Below are 17289 nucleotides of genomic sequence, written 5' to 3'. Positions count from 1 at the left end.
CAGTCACGTCGCTGAAGTACTTGATGTTGGCCATTTCTCTCTCCTTGTTCATTCGTAAGCCCGCTCTAGGAACGGGCTGGCGGATGAATTCCGGAGCAGCGCGCTACCTGGCTGTTCCCGCTAATGCGGCTCCAGGTAGGGCGCTGCCCTGCATGCCGCCTCCGTTAAACCCGAAGGCCAGGGCGGTCATGGTTCCCGGACTACTCCCGGTGGTCATCAACACGATTACGCGCCATCGGTCGATTCTTGGCGTCCAACTGGATCGCGCTCTGTGCTGCCAGGTTCTGCGCCTGGCCGGCCTTAGTCTGTTCAGCCACCTGCACGAGCGGTTTTCGGCATCTTTCTGTTCAGGGCATCCGCGATTTCCCCGGTCGCATCGCCTCTCGGCGGGTGCGGAACGTTTTGCACATCGGTTGTTAAAGAGCGGTTCTTCTGTACTGCTTCGCGCTTCGTTCAGCGCATAGGTGTAATGTGCCACAAGAAAAACTAGCATGCAAGAAAAACTAGCATAGAAAGTTGTAACGGCTCGCATTGATGGGCGGCGCAGCATGGGGGTGGCGCCGTCAGTGGGCGAAAAAAAACCGCCCGAAGGCGGCGCTGCTGAGGCAGGATGCTCCCTAAGGGAGAGGAATCTCCACCTTAAGGCTTTGGTATCGGTCGCACAGATTGGCGAGCCTGTGTTCTATATCCGCACTGGTAATGCTAGACCGATAGGTATCCGTAACGAAAGCGGTCCAGGCCTCGACTGCACTAGTATTCCAGCCGAATTTGCTTAGCGCGATCAAGACGTTTTGGGTCGCGCGATCCTGAGGTACCGAGTTATCTCGCCAGGTCGCAACGCCAGCGGCAGTTCCGCGCAGAACGAAACAGCTTCCTAGCGCAGGATTGGAATCCCCGTATAAGGGCGCATTCTTAATTGCCCGTGGCGCCGCGCTAGATGCATTCGAGCGCGACGCACGAAGGCTGTTCACTTGGCCGTCATACGCGAGGGTGGCGCGCTCAAACCACGACTCCAGACATTGCGTATCTGTGCAATTCTTTTGGCGCCAGCCTAAGGATTCGCCAGCATCTCTCAGGAATGCTTTTTGATCGGGAGCGGCCGCACGAGCTGCGACATATGCGTCCGCATAGGCCGCATCCATCTGCATTAGTTTCGGAGATGAGCAGACGAGCTTATCCACCATTGTTTGGCGCGTATCGCAGTTCACGCTGCCCGCCAGGGCTGCGCCGGCAGCGCTCCAAAGGAACAATGCGGAGACGATCTTCAAAGTTTGCACCCCATCCAAAAAGCGCGGCCAATAATTTCGATCTGAGGGTCATCGAAATTTAGGTGTAGATCCGTATAGCCTCCAGCCGGGTTTTCAGACCGGGCAATGAATCCGCCATTTCCTTTATAGAGGCGCTTTACCAACAGCTCCCCATCAACCCGGAACGCGTAAACCTTCCCGTTAATTATGGACGTAGCGCCCCGGTTCACCAGGATAGTAGCGCCATCTGGAATCAACGGCTCCATGCTGTCGCCTTTTACGGACACCGACACAGTTTGCTCTGGAGTTGCGCCGGCCGCCCTCAAGAAATCAGCTCGAAACGAAAGTCGGCTCATCTCATCTTCAGATAGCACGATTTCTCCGTGACCGGCGGACAAGCGCACATCCAGACGTCTAATCGGGATGAATTCATCCGTGTCGGGGTCAGTGGCTGGGCCGACAGCGAGGTACTCGGGAGTTGTGTTTAGGGCCTTTGCGACAGCGTCCAGCCTTGCGCGCTTGGGAGCGGTTTTCCCGTTCTCCCATTGCTGAATGGTCTGCCAAGAAACCGACACGCGGTCGGCAAGCTGCTCCATGGAAAGCCCGAGCTTCTCCCTGAGGTCTTTGATTCGTTTGTGGATCGTCGGCATGCGCGCGAGATTACCCACAAGAAAGGCTTGTGTCATTGCAGGAATTTCTTGCATTGCTAGTTTTTCTTGTATAGAGTGGGCGTCATGGACAAGAACCCCCACATCGCTCAAGCCATCGCCAACGCCGGCGGCCCGGTGGCTACAGCCAGGAAGACCGGCGCCAACAACTACCAGACGGTCCAGCAATGGGAGCGGTCGGGGAATGTGCCTGCTGAGTATGCGCATGCGCTGGAATCAGCCTCTGGCATATCCAAGCGCCTTTTGTGTAAGCAGTGGGCAAAGGTGTGGCCCGAATTGGCAGGTGAAGAGGCGAGGGCGGCATGACATCAATGCACCGTCGCCGATTCGCGGCCGTCGGTCGCCCACGCCATGCGGTCACGCTCGGCGCACAGCTCCTGAAACAAATCCATGACGGCTTTTTCGCTGGGTGCCTCAAACACGCGGCGGGCCAAGTCCTGGGCACTGATCAACAACTTTTCCGTTTCGGTCACGAAACACACCTCGTTCTTTGTTCATAAGGATGTACTCAATGAGCACGCAACCAGTATCTGCCGAGCGGCAGGAAATCACCCGCAAGAACGCTGCACGGATTGAATCTGAGATCTTGCGCCGTCTTGCACATGTCACGCAGGTCCGTGCAGCCGAATTGATGGGCGTTGATCCCAGCACTTTGAGCCGACAAAAAGAGGCCTTGATTCAGTACTGCTTATTGCTGGCTGCTGTGGGCTTGCAGGTATCCCCCAAGAATTCAGTGGTGACGACGCCCAACGATCAGAAGGTTCTCAAGCGCTGGGCGGCCAACTGGCTGCTGGCCGAAGTCGAGAACGAGGACGAGGCGTAACCATGGCCGATATCACCCTGGTTCGTCAGCAACCTGTCCAAGCCTCAGAGCAGGAAAAGGAAGCCGCACGCCGAATGATCTTCGGCATGGTCGACGGCCTGGGTGAGCACGGGCGCAAGCAATGGCGCCGGCTGTGGAACCAGATTGTCCGGCTCGAGCCCGGCGAGATGCTGTCGATCACCACGCACAAAGAGCGCCTGGGCTGGTACCACCGGAAGCACATGAAGATGGAGACCGTCCTGTTCGAAGCCCAGGAGCGCTTCGAGGAATTCAACGCGTTCAGGGACTGGCTCAAGATCGGCTGCGGCTTCGTCGACTGGTATCCGGGCCCCAAGGGCGGCGTGATTCCTGTGCCGCGGTCGATCAGCTACGCAAAGCTGGAGCAGGCCGACATGGAGGAATTTCATGCCGACGCTGTTGCCTTCCTGCGCACGGCGCATGCCCAGAAAACTATGTGGCCGCATCTGCCGGCCGCGCGCGCCAGCGAAATGCTGGAGCTCGTCTTGCAAGGATTCGGCGAATGAAAGGCCGTAACCCCTCCGCGGAACAGAAGCGATTCTGGGATCTGCTGGTCACGAACATTGGCTGTGTGGCATCCCGCATGGATGGCTTCTTTGACGGCCACTGCTCCATCCACCACATCGACGGCCGCACGAAGCCCGATGCGCATTGGCTGGTTCTGCCGCTGTCTGCCGGCAACCACCAGGATGGGACCGGCGCGCCAGGCCGAATTGCCGTGCATCCCTGGAAGGCTCGCTTCGAGGCCCGATACGGCCGCCAGCGCGATCTGCTGGTCTGGTGCATTGAACAACTGCAGTCCCAAGGCTTGGAAGTCCCTGACGGCGCCCTACGTGCTGTCGGGATGCTGGAGCACGCATGAACTACTACAGCCACAACATCGGCGATTACGCCCAGGCCACGATGCACTTGAGTTTGGTTGAGGACGCTATCTACAGCCGCCTGCTGCGCCGCTACTACGCGGAAGAACAACCCATTGTGGATGACATGCAGCAAGTCTGCCGATGGGTTGGGGCGCGCTCTGAAGAAGAGCGCGAGGCCGTGAAATTGGTGCTGGGCGAGTTCTTCACCCTGGCCAATGGGTACTGGCACAACAAGCGCGCGGATGCAGAGATTGCCGCATATCACGTCAAAGCCGATACCGCGAAAGCCAACGGGAAGCGGGGAGGGCGCCCGAGAAAGGAAGGCGGAAACCCAGATAAACCCAGCCGGTTTTCCGTAGGTTCCGAAATCGAATCGAACCCTAACCCAGGGGAAACCGGATCGAAAGCTAACCAAGAACCAAGAACCAATAACCAAGAAACAAAAGAACACCCCCCTACCCCCCGCAAGCGGGGGAATGGATTCGATGCCGCCGCGATCGAGTTGCCGGACTGGCTTGACCGCGAAGACTGGCAAAGCTGGGTTGCCGACCGGAAGGACCGCAAGAAGCCGGTCACGGAGGAGGGCGCAAAGCGTCAGCTGCAGCAGCTGGCTGCCTACCTGGCCGAAGGGCATCAGCCGAGCGACGTGATTGCCAACAGCATCGCCGGCGGCTACCAGGGGCTATTCCCTCCACGGGCTCAAGCCCGAGCCTCCCCGTCGACGATCACGCAGACGAATGCGAAGTGGATGGAAAAGCTGTGGAGCGATCCGCAACCCGAAATGCGAGACATGGGGACTTTCGATGCAAGCACTGGCCAACCGGTTTGAAGCACCTCAGGCGCTGCCGACGCCTTGGATCAAAAAGCTGTTCCAGCGGCTGACCGCGATGTACGGCTCGAAGCTCCCCCAAATGTGGGGCGGCGTGCCGGAAGAGGCAGTACACGCTGTCTGGGCTGAAGACTTGGCCGGGTTCTCGGGGGACGAGATCGCCGTGGGATTGCAAGCCTGCAAGCAGCGTGACTGGCCGCCGACGTTGCCCGAGTTCCTGAAGCTGTGCCGGCCGTGGATGGCGCCCGAAGTCGCTTACCACGAGGCTGTGCACGGGATGACGGCCCGGCAGCGTGGGCAGATGGGTTCGTGGTCGCACCCTGCCGTGTACTGGGCTGCGATCGGGGTCAGCACCGTGGACTTGCTGGGCAGCACCTACGGCCAGATCAAGGCCCGCTGGGAGAAGACGTTGTCGGAGGAAATCGGAAAAGGAGAGTGGCACCCGATCCCCGAGCCGCGGACGGCGCTGCCGGCACCGGGACAGACATTGGCGACCAAGGAAGAGGCGGCTGCCGCGTTGAAGAGGATGGGCGCCGACAAGGCGCTGGACCAGACCGGGAGAGATCCCCGGCGTTGGGTTAAGGCATGGGGCGAACGCATTGCCAAGGGCGAACAACCTACGCCCACCATCGCGGCGATGCTTGCTAAGGCAAGGGGAGAGCAATCATGAGATTTGCAGGACAGGATCATCACGGGGTAGCCGTAGTCAACTGCTTGCGCGTTAACGGGCCTCACACAATCCGGGAAGTGGCGGAACTGATCGGCGTCGATCAGCGAGTTGCGGATAAGACTATGCGTCGCCTTCTGTGTCGTGGATATGTCGAACGCACTGGCGAGCGTAAGGGCGTCGGATCCGGCCGCGCAGCCATCTATCGCTGGTCGGATGTGGAGGCGCCGGAGAAGACTGAGCCCATGATGAACGCGTATGAGCGCAAACGCGCCCTAGCTATGACGGATGAATTGATCCGGACGCTGCGCGCCGGCTGGAATCCGAGTGCGGCCGATCCCTTCCGAGTCCTTCGCGCACAGGTGTCCGCATGAACCGCGCCTTTGCACTGGGCCGTCTGAAGGCCGGCCAGCTCAATAAGACCGAGCAAGCCTACGCCGACTACCTGGGCCAGCTCCAGGCGGTGGGCGGCATCCTCTGGCACAAGTTCGAGGGGATGAAATTCCGCCTCGCTGACAACACGTTCTACACGCCCGACTTCGCGGTGATGGTTCCCGACGGCCAGATCGAGCTCCATGAGGTCAAAGGCTTCTGGCAGGACGACGCGCGCGCCAAGATCAAGATCGCCGCGGACATGTACCCGTTCAAGTTCATTGCCGTTAAGGCCCGCGCCAAGAAGGACGGCGGCGGTTGGGCCGTGGAGGAATTCTGATGGAAGACCTACGCAAATGGGAGTTCCGCGACCCGATGCAGGTGGTGATGAGCCGCCAGCAGGCCGCACTCAATCGGTCGTGCAAGGGCTGCGCCCACGCAAAGACCATCGAGACGCCTTTCATCGGCGACACGATCACGCGGTGTCTGAAGGGCAAGCCCTACGGCACCAAGTGCAACCGGTACGAGGTGGCCGATGAGTAGCCTGACGGGCGATGACTTGCTTTGGAACTGGGCGCGTTGGACGTGGTCCGGCTGCACGGTGGGCAACATGGTCGTCCACCATGCCGAAGACGTCGACCCTCGCCCGATCAACTACGACCATGCCCTGCTAGTGGAGGCGATGCACGCCGCGCTGCCATGGCATGAGCGCATGGTAGTGATCGCTGAATACCCTCAGAAGGGCGTGAGGTTCGACGGCATGGGCACGAAAGACCGGCGTAAGGCGGCACGGGAGTGGATTGCAGAGATGACAGGCGTGACGCTGACAGACGCTGAATACCGGATTTATCTCGGCCTATTCCGAAATGAAGTTGAGAGGAAGATTCGATGAAATACGCTACCGAGGTTCTTGAGTTGCTGGGGACTTACCCCAAGCGAGACTTCAGGATGATGGAGATCGTCAATTACATCCTTGGCGACAACAAGAATCGACAGGATAGAGAGGCGGCGCGGAAGGCTGTCTCGCGCGTACTGGAGGCGATGGAGAATGGCGGCAGCCTAGTGCGCATCGCGCCCATCCATGAGCGCGGCGGCTATGCAACCTACCGGCTGAAAAGCTATGCAATCCCGGACGATGCGCCCGGCGAGGATCGTATCGCCAGCGTGCTCGGCGACCTGAGTCCTGAAGCCCTTGCGCGAATTCGCACCCATGCCAAGAGCCAGAAGCTTCCTGATCCTTACTACGCGTTCATGAAGCAGAAGACCCGATCCGCTGGCCGCGGCATCGGCTTCGAGCTCACTTTCGCCGAATGGTGGGAATTCTGGCAACGCCACTATCACCTGCGTGGCAGCGGCCCCAACGATCTCTGCATGGGCCGGTACGGAGACACTGGCCCGTATGCGGTCGGCAACATCTACCTGACAACAATCCGGGGCAACATGGCCGATTACGTGGGGTCGGCCAAAAAGGAAGCGGACATTGCCAGTCTGACGTCTCGGCGCCGGGCGGAATTGCTTGCCATGGCTGAAGAGGTAGCGAATCGGCCTCCTCCTCAATACACCTACGAGCAGGTGCAAGCCATGCTCAAGCTAGGCATCCCTTTCGAATTGAGGGCGCAGTGAGGAAAAGTGGGACACGGACATTCCTAAAAGCGCCACACATTGTGGGATACTAGCGCCGGGCTCTTGCGCCCTGAAGATATGAAGCCCCGACACTGAGCCGGGGCTTTTTGTTGCATAATAGTTTTGACGGTGAATGCAGCAGGGACGCTTGTTGCACACAAGGTATAGGCCGGGGTGAACTCACTCGGCCTTAGTTGGTTCGAATCCAACCACTGTCACTGCCCCACACGAGCAATCGTTGTGGGGCTTTTTCATGCCCGTTTCCAGAGAGCAGGGGCCAGAGAGAACCGTCCGCCGGGCCGCATGGGCACCGGCTGGCAAACGTCATGCTCCGGCCCCTGCTCTGTGGGAACAGCCGCCGCAATCGACCAGCCAGCAGCGCGCCAATGGCCAACGCTGCACTCGGGGATAGCCCCGTATCGCTGGCTCCGACCGGCGCCGCCCGTTAAGCCCCTATCGGTCCAACCAGCGGGCACTCACGCGCGCCAAGGGGTGGGCCCCACAACCTACAAGTACCCCCATGAGTCGCCTGAGCAGGCCTGGCGCCCGCGCAGGGGCAAATGCGCGGGATCTTTCTTCCGGTCTTGTCGCCGGCGGCCAGCATGACGAGAACCGCGGCGCCCAGCTCGCCACGGCGGGCAGTCGGATGGACGCACCTTGGAATTTACATGGCTCAGATCACCGTTCACCTGACGTTGAAGGTCGCGTGGTGGGTGCGCTGGTACATCGCTGGCGTGCGTCTGTTCGCTGACACAGTGGGGCTTGAGCCAGACCCCGAGCAGATGGCTCGGACGATTGAGCGCGGGTTGCGCGTTAAGGCGAGTCGAATATGGGGCGGCCCTCAAAGCTGACGGATGCGCAGTGGGAGACGATCGGTAAGCGCCTGCTGGCCGGGGAATCCACGTCTGCGCTGGCCCGTGAGTTCGGGGTGAGTAAGGGCGCCATTTCTACGCGGTTTTCTAAACGCACAGAAACGATTAAATCTGTTGCGAATCAATTGGTTGCGGCAGACCGCGCGATGGCGAATCTGAACGTTTCTGAACAGATAGCCGCCCGTTCACTTGCAGATGACCTGAAGGCGATATCCGAGCACTTGGCCAGCGCGGCAAGATACGGTGCCGCCACATCGCACCGCCTGTTGGGTATTGCCCACGGCAAGGTTGCCGAGATTGACGACGCCGCGCCGCTAGACGGTGGAAGCGTCGAAACGCTGAAGGGTATCGCAGCCCTGACACGAGTAGCGAACGATTCAAGCGAGATTGCCGTGAACCTGCTGCGCGCCAACAAGGACGCAGTGGACGAGGCCAACCGGGGCCAGAACGAAGTGCCCGCGGGGTTGGAACATTTCTATGGACGCTCTGCTGTCGAGGCCGACACTTAATCCGGCTCTGCGTGATTTCTGGCTCATGCCGGCGCGCAATCGGGTTCTGTACGGCGGACGGGCGTCGTCCAAGTCATGGGATGCGGCGGGCTTTGCTACGTTCCTGGCGAGCAACTACCGACTGCGCATCCTGTGCGTCCGGCAGTTCCAGAACAAGATTGAGGAATCGGTCTACACGCTGCTGAAGATGCAGATCGAGCGGTTCGGGCTGAATCCTCAGTTCCGGATCTTGGACAACAAGATCATCGGCCGCAAGACGCGCAGCGAGTTCCTGTTCTACGGTCTGTGGCGCTCCATTGACGAAATCAAGTCGCTGGAGAGCATTGACATACTCTGGATCGAGGAAGCGCACAACCTGACCGAAGCGCAGTGGAAGATCCTTGAGGCGACCATCCGCAAATCGGGGTCGCAGGTCTGGGTGATCTTCAACCCGCGCTTGGCCACGGACTTCGCCTACAAAAGGTTCGTAACGAACCCGCCGCCGAACACGGTGGTGCGCCTGATCAACTACGACGAGAACCCGTTTCTTAGCGAAACCATGCTCGCCGTGATCGAGGCGGCTAAGGCTGAAGACGAGGACGAGTACCAGCATATCTATCGCGGTGTCCCCAAGGACAACGACGACAGCGTCATTATCAAGCGCTCTTGGGTCATGGCTGCGATCGACGCGCATCTGGCGCTGGGCATCGAGCCTACTGGCCGTAAGCGCATCGGGTTTGACGTAGCAGACAGCGGCGCTGATAAGTGTGCAGCGATCTATGCCCACGGCCCCCTGGCGTCTTGGGCTGATGAGTGGAAGGCAGGCGAAGACGAGCTGCTGAAGTCCTGCACGCGCGTCTATGAGGCTGCGCGTGAGCGTCAGGCCAGCGTGACATACGACTCGATCGGGGTGGGCGCTGGCTCTGGTGCCAAGTTCAATGAGCTGAATGGCGCAGGGCGTGGAATCGTCCATCACTCCAAGTTCAATGCCGGCGCCGCGGTGTTTCAACCCGAGGCGCAGTACATGCCCGGGACCAAGAACAAGGACATGTTCGCCAACATCAAGGCTCAAGCTTGGTGGGGCGTGGCAGATCGCCTGCGCAACACGTTCAACGCGGTGCGCAAGGGCGAGAAGTACACGCCGGATCAGATGATCTTTATCGACAGCAACATACCCCACCTGAGCAAGCTGATAGACGAGTTGTGCACGCCCAAGCGTGATTACGACCAGGCGGGCCGGGTGAAGGTGGAGAGCAAGAAAGACCTGGCAAAACCGACCCGGGAGGGCGGGCCCGTGCCGTCGCCCAACTTGGCGGACGGCTTCATCATGGCGTTCGCGCCCGGCCAAGCACCCATGAAGATCAACCCCGAAGCCATGAGGCGCGCATGAAATTACTCGACTGGATCCTGCGCAGGAATGCCCCAGCGGCACCTGCGCCGGCCCCGGCCGCGCGCCGCGAGCCTGGGATGAAGATCAGCGCAGAAGCCTTGGGCCGTTCCAACGTGCCGCCGGCCGAGCCGCCGTCCGCTCCGGAGGGCGAATTCAAGCGCCCAGAAGTGGCCCCGTTCGTCGTCCCTGCGGATAAAAAGAGCGCGTTGGTGGCGATGGACGAGGCGATGAGCCCCGTGTATGCCTACGTGAGCGAAGCCTACGCGGGTATGGGATTTATCGGCTATCCGTACCTGGCCGAGCTTTCCCAGCGCCCGGAGTACCGCAAGATGTCCGACGTCATCGCCAAGGAGATGACCCGGAAGTGGATCAAGCTGGAGGTCAAGGGCGACGACGACAAGGCCGACAAGCTCGAAGTCATCGAGAAGGCCATGCGCCGCCACCGCCTGCGCGCCAAGTTCCGCTTGGCAGCGTTGCAGGATGGACTGTTCGGCCGGTCGCAGATCTACATCGACGTGAAGACGCCCAGCGGCATGCTGGCATGGGCGGATCCTGACGAGCTGAAGTCGATCCTGGTCAAGAGCCCCGCAAAGATCGCCAAGGGCGCGCTGGTGGGCTTCAAGGTCATCGACCCGGTGTGGACGACGCCGTACCTCTACAACAGCGACAACCCGATGCGGCCGGACTTCTACAAGCCGACGTCGTGGTTCGTGCTGGGGCGCCAGGTGCACACCAGCCGACTGCTGAACATCGTGTCGCGCGAGGTGCCGGACCTGCTGAAGCCGTCGTACAACTTCGGCGGGATGTCGCTGACGCAGCTGACCATCCCCTACGTCAACAACTGGCTGAAGACGCGCCAGGCGGTGGCAAACCTGATCGACGGGTTCTCGGTCGGGGTCTTCAAGACCAACTTGCAGTCGATCCTTCAGGGCGATCCTGGTGACGACGTGTTCGCCCGCATTGACGTGTTCAATCGGACGCGCACGAATCGGGGCGTCTTCGCCGTCAATAAGGACGACGAGGAATTCGGTTTCGAGAATGTTCCGCTGTCGGGCCTGGATGCGCTGCAAAACCAGTCGCTTGAGCAACTGTGCGTGGTTCCCGGCATCCCGCTGGTCAAGTACACGGGCATCACGCCCAGCGGCTTGAACGCGACCGCCGACGGCGAGATTCGCGTGTTCTACGACGAAATCCTGTCGGTGCAAGAAGCGGTGTTCCGCGACCCGTTGCAGCAGTGCCTGGAGGTCATTCAACTGAGCGAGTTCGGCGAGATCGACCCGGACATCACCTTTTCGTTCGTGCCTCTGTGGCAACTGAGCGAGAAGGAACAGGCCGAGGTGCGAAAGTACGACGCCGACACCGACGCAGTGCTGGTCGAGTTGGGCGCCGTAAGTCCTGTTGAGGTGCGCCAGCGCATCGCGGCAGAAGAGACGAACGGCTACCACTCGCTTGATGTGAGCGATCTGGACGAAAACGGCTTGCCCGACGCGGTGCCGGTCGAGCCGCCACCCCTGGATGACGAACCGCAGGAAAACGCCAATGCCTGACCTCGTATCCCCTACTGGCCGCGAGGTGCCGCTGCGCCCCGTGCATGCCAACCTGGGGATCGAGGCGGCCTACCGCAAGCGCTTGGACCGCCTGATCGACGAGATGCAGCGGTCGGTGGTGTACTGGCTGACGGCGGCGTACCGGCGCAACGTGCCGGAGATCGCGCAGGACGAAAGCCCGGCGATGGTGCTGACCAAGATGATGCGGCGCCTAGCCAAGCAATGGCAGCGGCGCTTTGACGAGGCGTCTCAGCCGGTGGCAAGTGAGTTCGCCGAAAGCTCGATGAGCACGGCTGACTTGTCTTTGCGCAATGCCCTGCGGCAGAAAGGCTTCAGCGTGCAGTTTCAGATGACACGCGCGGCCAACGACGTCTTCCAGGCCACCGTGCAGGAGAACGTCGGGCTCATCAAGTCCATTGCCGCCGAGCACTTGCAGGACGTCCAGGGGATGGTCATGCGGTCGGTCACGCAGGGCCGTGATCTGGAAGGCATCACCAAAGAGCTGGAGAAGCGGTACGGCATAACCAAGCGGCGCGCGGCGTTCATTGCACGCGACCAGAACAACAAGGCCACGGCCACCATCACGCGCGTGCGCCAGCAGGGTCTGGGCATCAAGCAAGCTAAATGGCAGCACTCTCGCGGGGGCAAGCATCCGCGCAAGTCGCACCAGGACGCCGACGGCGACGTCTACGACGTCGACAAGGGCATGCTCATCGACGGCGAGTACATCCGGCCCGGTGAATTGCCGAACTGCCGCTGCGTGGCCATCAGCATCATCCCGGGATTTGATCCATGAAACAGCAGAACCAGCGCGGGCTGGCCTTTGACCGCGCGACCGTGCGCCGCATCGACGTTGACGGCCGGATGCACGTCGAGGTCAGCAACATCAGCAAGGCCACGGTCAACCCGTACCGGGGCGACGAGATCCCGGACTGGGAGGCGCTGGGGCTTGACCCCAACCGTGTCTACTTCCTGTTGCGGGACCCTGAAGAGCTGGCGCGCGCCGCGCCCACCTTCAACAACATCCCGCTGCTGTCCAAGCACATCCCCGTCTCGGCCGCCGAGCCGCAGAAGGAGTTCGTGGTCGGGGCCACGGGTTCGAACGCCTCCTACCAGGCGCCGTACCTTAAGAATTCCCTCGTCGTATGGGACGCCGTCGCGATCGCGCTCGTAGAGTCTGATGAGCAAAAGGAGCTTTCGAGCGCCTATCGCTACCGTGCCGATATGACGCCCGGCAAGTTTGAGGGCGTCGCATACGACGGGGTGATGCGAGACATCCGCGGCAATCACGTCGCGCTTGTCGAAGTGGGCCGGGCAGGCCCGGACGTCGTCGTAGGCGACAGCTATACCCTCAACCCTTCGGAGATCCCGAAAATGAAACAGAGCAAAACCGCCATCGCTGTCGCCGGGGCGCTTGGGGCGTACATCCGTCCCAAGCTGGCCCAGGACTCGGCGCTGGGCGACCTGACCACCTTCCTAAAAGGTGTCAGCCGCAAGAACCTGAAGTCCGAGCAGCCGCGCATCGTGCGCGCGATGCAGAACCACTTCAAGGGCAAGCTGGCGCAGGACGCCGACCTGGAAGACCTGAAAGAGGTCATCGAGGTCTTCACCGACCCCGGCATGTCGCCTATCGGTGAAGACGAGGAAGAAGATCTCACGGAACCCAAGGCCGTGGCCCAGGACGACGAACTCATGGGCAAGATCCGCGAAATGCTGGGCGAAAAGCTCGGCCCGGAAGAAGCCGCGCGCGTGATGGCCGCCCTGGGCGAGCCGGCCGCCGGTGCTGAAGACGAGCCGCCGCACACGGCCGGCACGCCGCCGGCACCCGTGACCAAGCAAGCCATGGATCAGGCGCTGGCCAAGGCGCAGAAGGCAGGCGAACAGGCCGCCGTCGCGCGCTGGAACGAGATCCGCACCGCTGAGCAGGAATGCCGGCCCATCCTTGGCGAGATCGTGGCCCAGGACTCGGCCGAGGCGGTCTACAAGATGGCCCTGGACGCCAAAGGCATCGACCTTGCCGATACGCCGCCTTCGGCCTACCGCGCGCTGGTCAAGTTGGCCATGGCGCAGGACCAGGCCCCCCAAACCCCGCGTGTTGCGATGGACTCGGCCGCTCACAAGAGCTTCCGCGACCGCTTCCCGCACATCCCCAAGGTGATCTAAATGGGTTTCCAGAAACAGGTCTACATCGAGCCGGCCGCCGCGGTTGCTGGCGACTTCGCCAGCTCGAACCCGCGTTCGACCGTCTTGGCTGGCCCCGGCGCGCTGGTGGCTGACACCGCTGGCGTGACCGTCGGCCGCTTCGCCTGGGCAGACGCCGCCGGCAAGGTGACGAACGCCGGCTCCGGCGTGCCCACGGGCTTTGTGCACCGCGAGCAGCAGGGCGTTATCACCATCTGGCTGGCCGAGGCCACCATGCTCATCCCGGCCGGCCTGGGGGTCACGCTGCACAACGGCGGCGACTTCTGGGTCGCGACCAAGACGGCGGCGACCATCGGCCAGAAGGTCTTCGCATCCAACACCGACGGCACGGTCTCCACCGGTGCTGCCGGGGCCACGATCGCGGGCCACACCGAAACCAACATGTTTGTCGGCAGTGCGGGCGCCATCGGTGCCCTCATCAAGATGACTTCCTACAACCTGGGGTAAGACATGAAACGAAATCAAGACCTCGCGCTGCTGGAGAAGCACTTCGGCATCGTGTTCCCGGGCGCCATGGATTACCTGCCCGACGAGTTCCGCGCCGACTATGGCCTGGCCATGGACGCCGCAGGCCCGTTGGTGACGGTCAGCAACGCCGGCATCCCTGGCTACCTGCTGAACTACATCGACCCCGAGCTGGTACGTGTGCTCACGACGCCCATGCAGGGCGCCGTCATCCTGGGCGAGTCGAAGAAAGGCGACTGGACCACGCTGACTGCGACTTTCCCGGTGGTGGAGTCGACGGGTGAAGTGTCGTCCTACGGCGATTTCAACAACAACGGCCGGGCGGGCGCCAACACGAACTTCCCGCAGCGCCAGTCGTACCACTACCAGACTATGACGGAATGGGGTGAGCGCGAACTGGACATGTACGGTGTGGCGAAGATCAATTACGCGTCCGAACTCAACATCGCCGGCGCGCTGATCCTGAATAAGTTCCAGGACAACAGCTACTTCTTCGGCATCGCTGGCCTGCAAAACTACGGCCTGCTGAACGACCCCAACCTGTCGGCGCCCATCGCGCCGGGGGCTACCGGCACCGACAGCGGCACGCTGTGGTCCACGAAGGACGGCCAACAGGTCTACGACGACATCTCGCAACGCCTGTTCGCGCAACTGGTTTCGCAGACGCGCGGCCTGGTCACGCGGCGCGACAAGATGAAGTTGTGCATGTCGCCGGAAATCGAAGTAAACCTGACGAAGACGAACCAGTACAACGTCAACGTCGCCGACCTGCTGGCGAAGAACTTCCCCAACCTGACCGTCGAAACCGCCGTGCAGTACGCGACGGGCTCCGGCCAGCTGGTGCAGCTCATCGCCGAATCGATCGACGGTCAGAACGTTGGTTCCGCTGCCTTCACCGAGAAGATGCGCGCCCACGCGATCGAGCGTAAGACCTCGAGCTTCTTGCAAAAGAAATCGCAGGGTACGTGGGGCGCCATCATCAAGGTGCCCATGGCCATCGCCGGCATGATCGGCGTCTGACCAGCGCAGAACGCAGCAACCCAGAGGGGCGCCAATGTGGCGCCCCTTTCTCATTCGAGGAAGAGATATGTCGACTGTGACCATCGCATGCAAGTTGCCCAACGGCCTGGTGCTGGACGTCCCGGGTGTCAAAGACCCCGTGGTGCTGAATGGTGCTAACCACCCCGAAGCCATTGCCGGCCATGGCTTCACCGAAGTCAATGCCGATTTCTGGGAAGCCTGGACCAAGCTGTATGGGGACTTCCCGCCGCTGAAGAAGGAAATGATCTTCGCGCAGGGCAGCGAGCGCAGCGCCGTGGCCAAGGCCAAAGAGCGCGAGGACGAAAAGTCCGGCCTTGAAGGTCTGGACCCGGAAGCGCCCGCCGCCGGCATCAAGCCCGAGAACTACGAAGGCAAAAAGAAATAGGAGCGGCCCATGGCTGTCGTCGTCTTTGATCCCGCTGAGTTCAAGCAGATTTACCCGTCCTTCGCAGCGCTCACGGATGCGCAGCTGAACCATGCCTTCAGCACGGCCACGCTGTACCTGAGCAACAAGGACACCAGCGCGGTCTGCGACGTCGACGAACGCAAGGTGCTCCTGTACCTGCTGACGGCCCACGTCGCGGCGCTGACCTATGGCGAGAACGGCCAGGGTCCGCGTCCGCTGGTGGGTCGCATCAGCAGCGCGACCGAAGGGTCGGTTTCGGTATCTGCCGAATACAACGTCGCGGCGGGATCGGCGCAGTGGTACGCGCAGACCGGCTACGGCGCCCAGTATTGGGAGGCCACGGCCAAATACCGCGTCGGTCGCTACCGGCCCGCTCCGACTGGCTACGCCGTCCCCGTGGTGATCCCATGGCGGCCGTGACGTTCAAGGGTGGTGACGCCCTGATGGCGCGACTCAAGGAAATGGCTGATAAGGCCGGCCAGGGTGGCACGTTGCGGGTTGGGTTCCTGGAGAACGCCAAGTACCCGGACGGTACGCCCGTGGCTATGGTCGCCGCTATCAACGAATTCGGCCGACCGGATCATAACCAGCCCCCGCGGCCTTTCTTCCGTCGAATGATCGAAGAGAAGCAAAAGGGCTGGGGTAAGTCGCTAGGGAATCTGGCAGTCGCCAACGAGTACGACATCGACAAGTCCCTGGGCCAGATGGGCGAAGGGATGAAGGGCCAGTTGCAAGCGTCCATCCAGAAGTTCGACAGCCCCCCGCTGTCGCCCAATACGGTGGCGGCCAAGGGTTTCGCCAAACCGCTCGTGGACACCGGCCACATGATGAACAGCGTGGATTACGAGGTCGACACATGAATTTGCACGGCATCGTAAGCCCAGTCATCGCCGCGGTGAACCCGATGATTGCCGGGAAGGTCCGGTACAGCGACGGGTACGAAATGGGGCCGGGCCGCAAGCAGGTTCCGAAGTACCTGGCGCCGGCCGACGCCTCCCTCCAGGTTCAGCCGCTCAGTACGGGCGACCTGAAGCACCTGGAGGCCCAGAACATCCAAGGCGTGCAGCGAGCGGTCTACATGTTCGGAGATACGCAGGGCGTCGTTCGGCCGCTGGCCAAGGGCGGTGATCTGCTGGACTTCGGCGGCCAGACCTGGCTTGTCACGGCGGTTCTCGAAACCTGGCCTGACTGGTGCAAGGTCGGCGTCACGCTGCAATTGGACGAGACGCCATGAGCGCGCAGATCAGCATTACCGAAGATGACCTGGTTGATGACCTGGGAGCGTTCGCGGATACGGTGGTGGACTGTCCCGTCCTGCGGGGCCAGGTCAATCGCGTACCAACGCCGAAGGGCAGCGAATACGTGATCGTCACTCCCATGGGCGTGGTTGGCTTGTCGACCCCGCGCACCAAGTATGACGACCCTACGCCGACCACCGGCACGCGAGCGTTCACGCGTCCGACGCAGTGGGCAGCGCAGATCGACTGCTACGGCGAGAAGGCGCAAGACCGCGCTTTGGTGCTATCGATCGCGCTGCGCAGCCAGTACGGATGCGAATTTCTAGCCGAGATAGGACGCGCGCAGCCGTTGTTTTGCGGTGAGCCCAAGCAATTGCCGTTCATCACCGGTGAGAACCAATACACAGAGCGGTGGTCGTTCGACGCCGTCTTGCAGTTCAACCCAACCGTGACGCTTCCGCAGCAGTTTGCGGATCAACTCCACGTCGACCTGATCGAAGTCGACACGACTTTCCCTCCCGGAGCTTAAA

27 protein-coding genes are annotated in these 17289 nt (G+C 61.4%); 24 read left to right on the top strand and 3 right to left on the bottom strand.

All coding sequences use genetic code 11. The features are described from left to right. Nucleotides 1-464: hypothetical protein (locus CEY09_RS32430; RefSeq protein WP_208625088.1), on the top strand; the 464-nt coding region annotated here is incomplete at its 5' end. Between the two features lie 153 nt (nt 465-617). Here the strand turns inward: CEY09_RS32430 and CEY09_RS32105 are convergent. Both CEY09_RS32105 and CEY09_RS31045 read right to left on the bottom strand, forming a co-directional pair. Continuing rightward, nucleotides 618-1268 carry a hypothetical protein gene (locus CEY09_RS32105; RefSeq protein ID WP_143219597.1) on the bottom strand — a complete coding sequence of 217 codons (651 nt, stop codon included), beginning with the start codon at nt 1266-1268 and terminating at the stop codon, nt 618-620. Continuing rightward, nucleotides 1265-1951 (bottom strand): LexA family transcriptional regulator, encoded by a 687-nt coding sequence (locus CEY09_RS31045; protein ID WP_088591577.1) that lies wholly within the window; start codon nt 1949-1951, stop codon nt 1265-1267. The genes CEY09_RS32105 and CEY09_RS31045 overlap by 4 nt, the downstream gene beginning before the upstream one ends. A gap of 30 nt (nt 1952-1981) precedes the next feature. On the opposite strand from CEY09_RS31045, the gene CEY09_RS31040 reads away from it, so the two are divergent. Beyond that, entirely contained in the window at nt 1982-2221 is a 240-nt protein-coding gene (locus CEY09_RS31040; RefSeq protein ID WP_143219596.1) for a helix-turn-helix domain-containing protein, read from the top strand. Between the two features lie 2 nt (nt 2222-2223). Here the strand turns inward: CEY09_RS31040 and CEY09_RS32350 are convergent, their stop codons facing one another. Beyond that, nucleotides 2224-2388 carry a hypothetical protein gene (locus CEY09_RS32350; RefSeq protein ID WP_088591584.1) on the bottom strand — a complete coding sequence of 55 codons (165 nt, stop codon included), beginning with the start codon at nt 2386-2388 and terminating at the stop codon, nt 2224-2226. A gap of 38 nt (nt 2389-2426) precedes the next feature. Between CEY09_RS32350 and CEY09_RS31030 the strand changes: the two genes are divergently transcribed. The 22 genes from CEY09_RS31030 to CEY09_RS30920 all read left to right on the top strand — a co-directional run bounded on the left by CEY09_RS31030 (nt 2427) and on the right by CEY09_RS30920 (nt 17288). Further along, entirely contained in the window at nt 2427-2738 is a 312-nt protein-coding gene (locus CEY09_RS31030; protein ID WP_088591575.1) for a CII family transcriptional regulator, read from the top strand. Nucleotides 2739-2740: 2 nt separating this feature from the next. Continuing rightward, nucleotides 2741-3262, top strand: coding sequence for a DUF1367 family protein (locus CEY09_RS31025; protein WP_088591574.1), 522 nt, complete (start codon nt 2741-2743; stop codon nt 3260-3262). Continuing rightward, nucleotides 3259-3618 carry a Ref family recombination enhancement nuclease gene (locus tag CEY09_RS31020; RefSeq protein ID WP_088591573.1) on the top strand — a complete coding sequence of 120 codons (360 nt, stop codon included), beginning with the start codon at nt 3259-3261 and terminating at the stop codon, nt 3616-3618. The genes CEY09_RS31025 and CEY09_RS31020 overlap by 4 nt, the downstream gene beginning before the upstream one ends. Further along, nucleotides 3615-4448: a YdaU family protein gene (locus tag CEY09_RS31015; RefSeq protein ID WP_088591572.1), complete on the top strand. Its 834-nt coding sequence runs from the start codon at nt 3615-3617 to the stop codon at nt 4446-4448. The genes CEY09_RS31020 and CEY09_RS31015 overlap by 4 nt, the downstream gene beginning before the upstream one ends. After that, nucleotides 4423-5118, top strand: coding sequence for a hypothetical protein (locus tag CEY09_RS31010; RefSeq protein ID WP_088591571.1), 696 nt, complete (start codon nt 4423-4425; stop codon nt 5116-5118). Before CEY09_RS31015 ends, CEY09_RS31010 begins: the two co-directional genes overlap by 26 nt. Nucleotides 5119-5240: 122 nt before the next feature. Further along, nucleotides 5241-5489 (top strand): hypothetical protein, encoded by a 249-nt coding sequence (locus CEY09_RS31005; RefSeq protein WP_143219595.1) that lies wholly within the window; start codon nt 5241-5243, stop codon nt 5487-5489. Beyond that, a complete protein-coding gene (locus CEY09_RS31000) occupies nt 5486-5827 on the top strand; it encodes a PDDEXK family nuclease (protein WP_088591569.1) in 342 nt (113 codons plus the stop codon). The genes CEY09_RS31005 and CEY09_RS31000 overlap by 4 nt, the downstream gene beginning before the upstream one ends. Further along, nucleotides 5827-6030 (top strand): hypothetical protein, encoded by a 204-nt coding sequence (locus CEY09_RS30995; RefSeq protein ID WP_234818444.1) that lies wholly within the window; start codon nt 5827-5829, stop codon nt 6028-6030. Before CEY09_RS31000 ends, CEY09_RS30995 begins: the two co-directional genes overlap by 1 nt. Beyond that, nucleotides 6023-6379: a hypothetical protein gene (locus CEY09_RS30990; RefSeq protein WP_088591568.1), complete on the top strand. Its 357-nt coding sequence runs from the start codon at nt 6023-6025 to the stop codon at nt 6377-6379. The genes CEY09_RS30995 and CEY09_RS30990 overlap by 8 nt, the downstream gene beginning before the upstream one ends. Continuing rightward, nucleotides 6376-7110, top strand: coding sequence for a hypothetical protein (locus CEY09_RS30985; protein WP_088591567.1), 735 nt, complete (start codon nt 6376-6378; stop codon nt 7108-7110). Before CEY09_RS30990 ends, CEY09_RS30985 begins: the two co-directional genes overlap by 4 nt. Before the next feature lie 829 nt (nt 7111-7939). Next, the gene (locus CEY09_RS30975) at nt 7940-8491 is read left to right on the top strand and encodes a helix-turn-helix domain-containing protein (RefSeq protein WP_088591565.1); all 552 of its coding nucleotides are present in this window, start codon (nt 7940-7942) and stop codon (nt 8489-8491) included. Beyond that, the gene (locus tag CEY09_RS30970; protein ID WP_088591564.1) at nt 8460-9860 is read left to right on the top strand and encodes a PBSX family phage terminase large subunit; all 1401 of its coding nucleotides are present in this window, start codon (nt 8460-8462) and stop codon (nt 9858-9860) included. The genes CEY09_RS30975 and CEY09_RS30970 overlap by 32 nt, the downstream gene beginning before the upstream one ends. A gap of 77 nt (nt 9861-9937) precedes the next feature. Continuing rightward, a complete protein-coding gene (locus CEY09_RS30965) occupies nt 9938-11407 on the top strand; it encodes a DUF1073 domain-containing protein (RefSeq protein WP_158218701.1) in 1470 nt (489 codons plus the stop codon). Beyond that, the gene (locus CEY09_RS30960; RefSeq protein WP_208625087.1) at nt 11400-12203 is read left to right on the top strand and encodes a phage head morphogenesis protein; all 804 of its coding nucleotides are present in this window, start codon (nt 11400-11402) and stop codon (nt 12201-12203) included. The genes CEY09_RS30965 and CEY09_RS30960 overlap by 8 nt, the downstream gene beginning before the upstream one ends. Beyond that, nucleotides 12200-13570, top strand: coding sequence for a DUF2213 domain-containing protein (locus CEY09_RS30955; RefSeq protein WP_088591562.1), 1371 nt, complete (start codon nt 12200-12202; stop codon nt 13568-13570). The genes CEY09_RS30960 and CEY09_RS30955 overlap by 4 nt, the downstream gene beginning before the upstream one ends. Next, nucleotides 13571-14056 carry a structural cement protein Gp24 gene (locus tag CEY09_RS30950; RefSeq protein WP_088591561.1) on the top strand — a complete coding sequence of 162 codons (486 nt, stop codon included), beginning with the start codon at nt 13571-13573 and terminating at the stop codon, nt 14054-14056. A 3-nt stretch (nt 14057-14059) separates the two neighbouring features. Next, nucleotides 14060-15094, top strand: a complete 1035-nt coding sequence (locus tag CEY09_RS30945) for a DUF2184 domain-containing protein (RefSeq protein ID WP_088591560.1) — start codon at nt 14060-14062, stop codon at nt 15092-15094. A 67-nt stretch (nt 15095-15161) separates the two neighbouring features. Then, nucleotides 15162-15500 carry a hypothetical protein gene (locus CEY09_RS30940; RefSeq protein WP_088591559.1) on the top strand — a complete coding sequence of 113 codons (339 nt, stop codon included), beginning with the start codon at nt 15162-15164 and terminating at the stop codon, nt 15498-15500. Nucleotides 15501-15509: 9 nt separating this feature from the next. Next, entirely contained in the window at nt 15510-15941 is a 432-nt protein-coding gene (locus CEY09_RS30935) for a DUF4054 domain-containing protein (RefSeq protein WP_088591558.1), read from the top strand. After that, nucleotides 15929-16381 (top strand): phage virion morphogenesis protein, encoded by a 453-nt coding sequence (locus tag CEY09_RS30930; protein WP_208625086.1) that lies wholly within the window; start codon nt 15929-15931, stop codon nt 16379-16381. The genes CEY09_RS30935 and CEY09_RS30930 overlap by 13 nt, the downstream gene beginning before the upstream one ends. Next, entirely contained in the window at nt 16378-16755 is a 378-nt protein-coding gene (locus CEY09_RS30925; RefSeq protein ID WP_088591557.1) for a hypothetical protein, read from the top strand. Before CEY09_RS30930 ends, CEY09_RS30925 begins: the two co-directional genes overlap by 4 nt. Then, a complete protein-coding gene (locus CEY09_RS30920) occupies nt 16752-17288 on the top strand; it encodes a phage neck terminator protein (RefSeq protein ID WP_088591556.1) in 537 nt (178 codons plus the stop codon). The genes CEY09_RS30925 and CEY09_RS30920 overlap by 4 nt, the downstream gene beginning before the upstream one ends. Nucleotide 17289 lies beyond the last annotated feature (1 nt).

This window comes from Achromobacter marplatensis, assembly GCF_002209535.1.
Lineage (GTDB): Bacteria > Pseudomonadota > Gammaproteobacteria > Burkholderiales > Burkholderiaceae_B > Achromobacter > Achromobacter marplatensis.
This window is presented reverse-complemented; position numbering and strand designations above follow the sequence as displayed.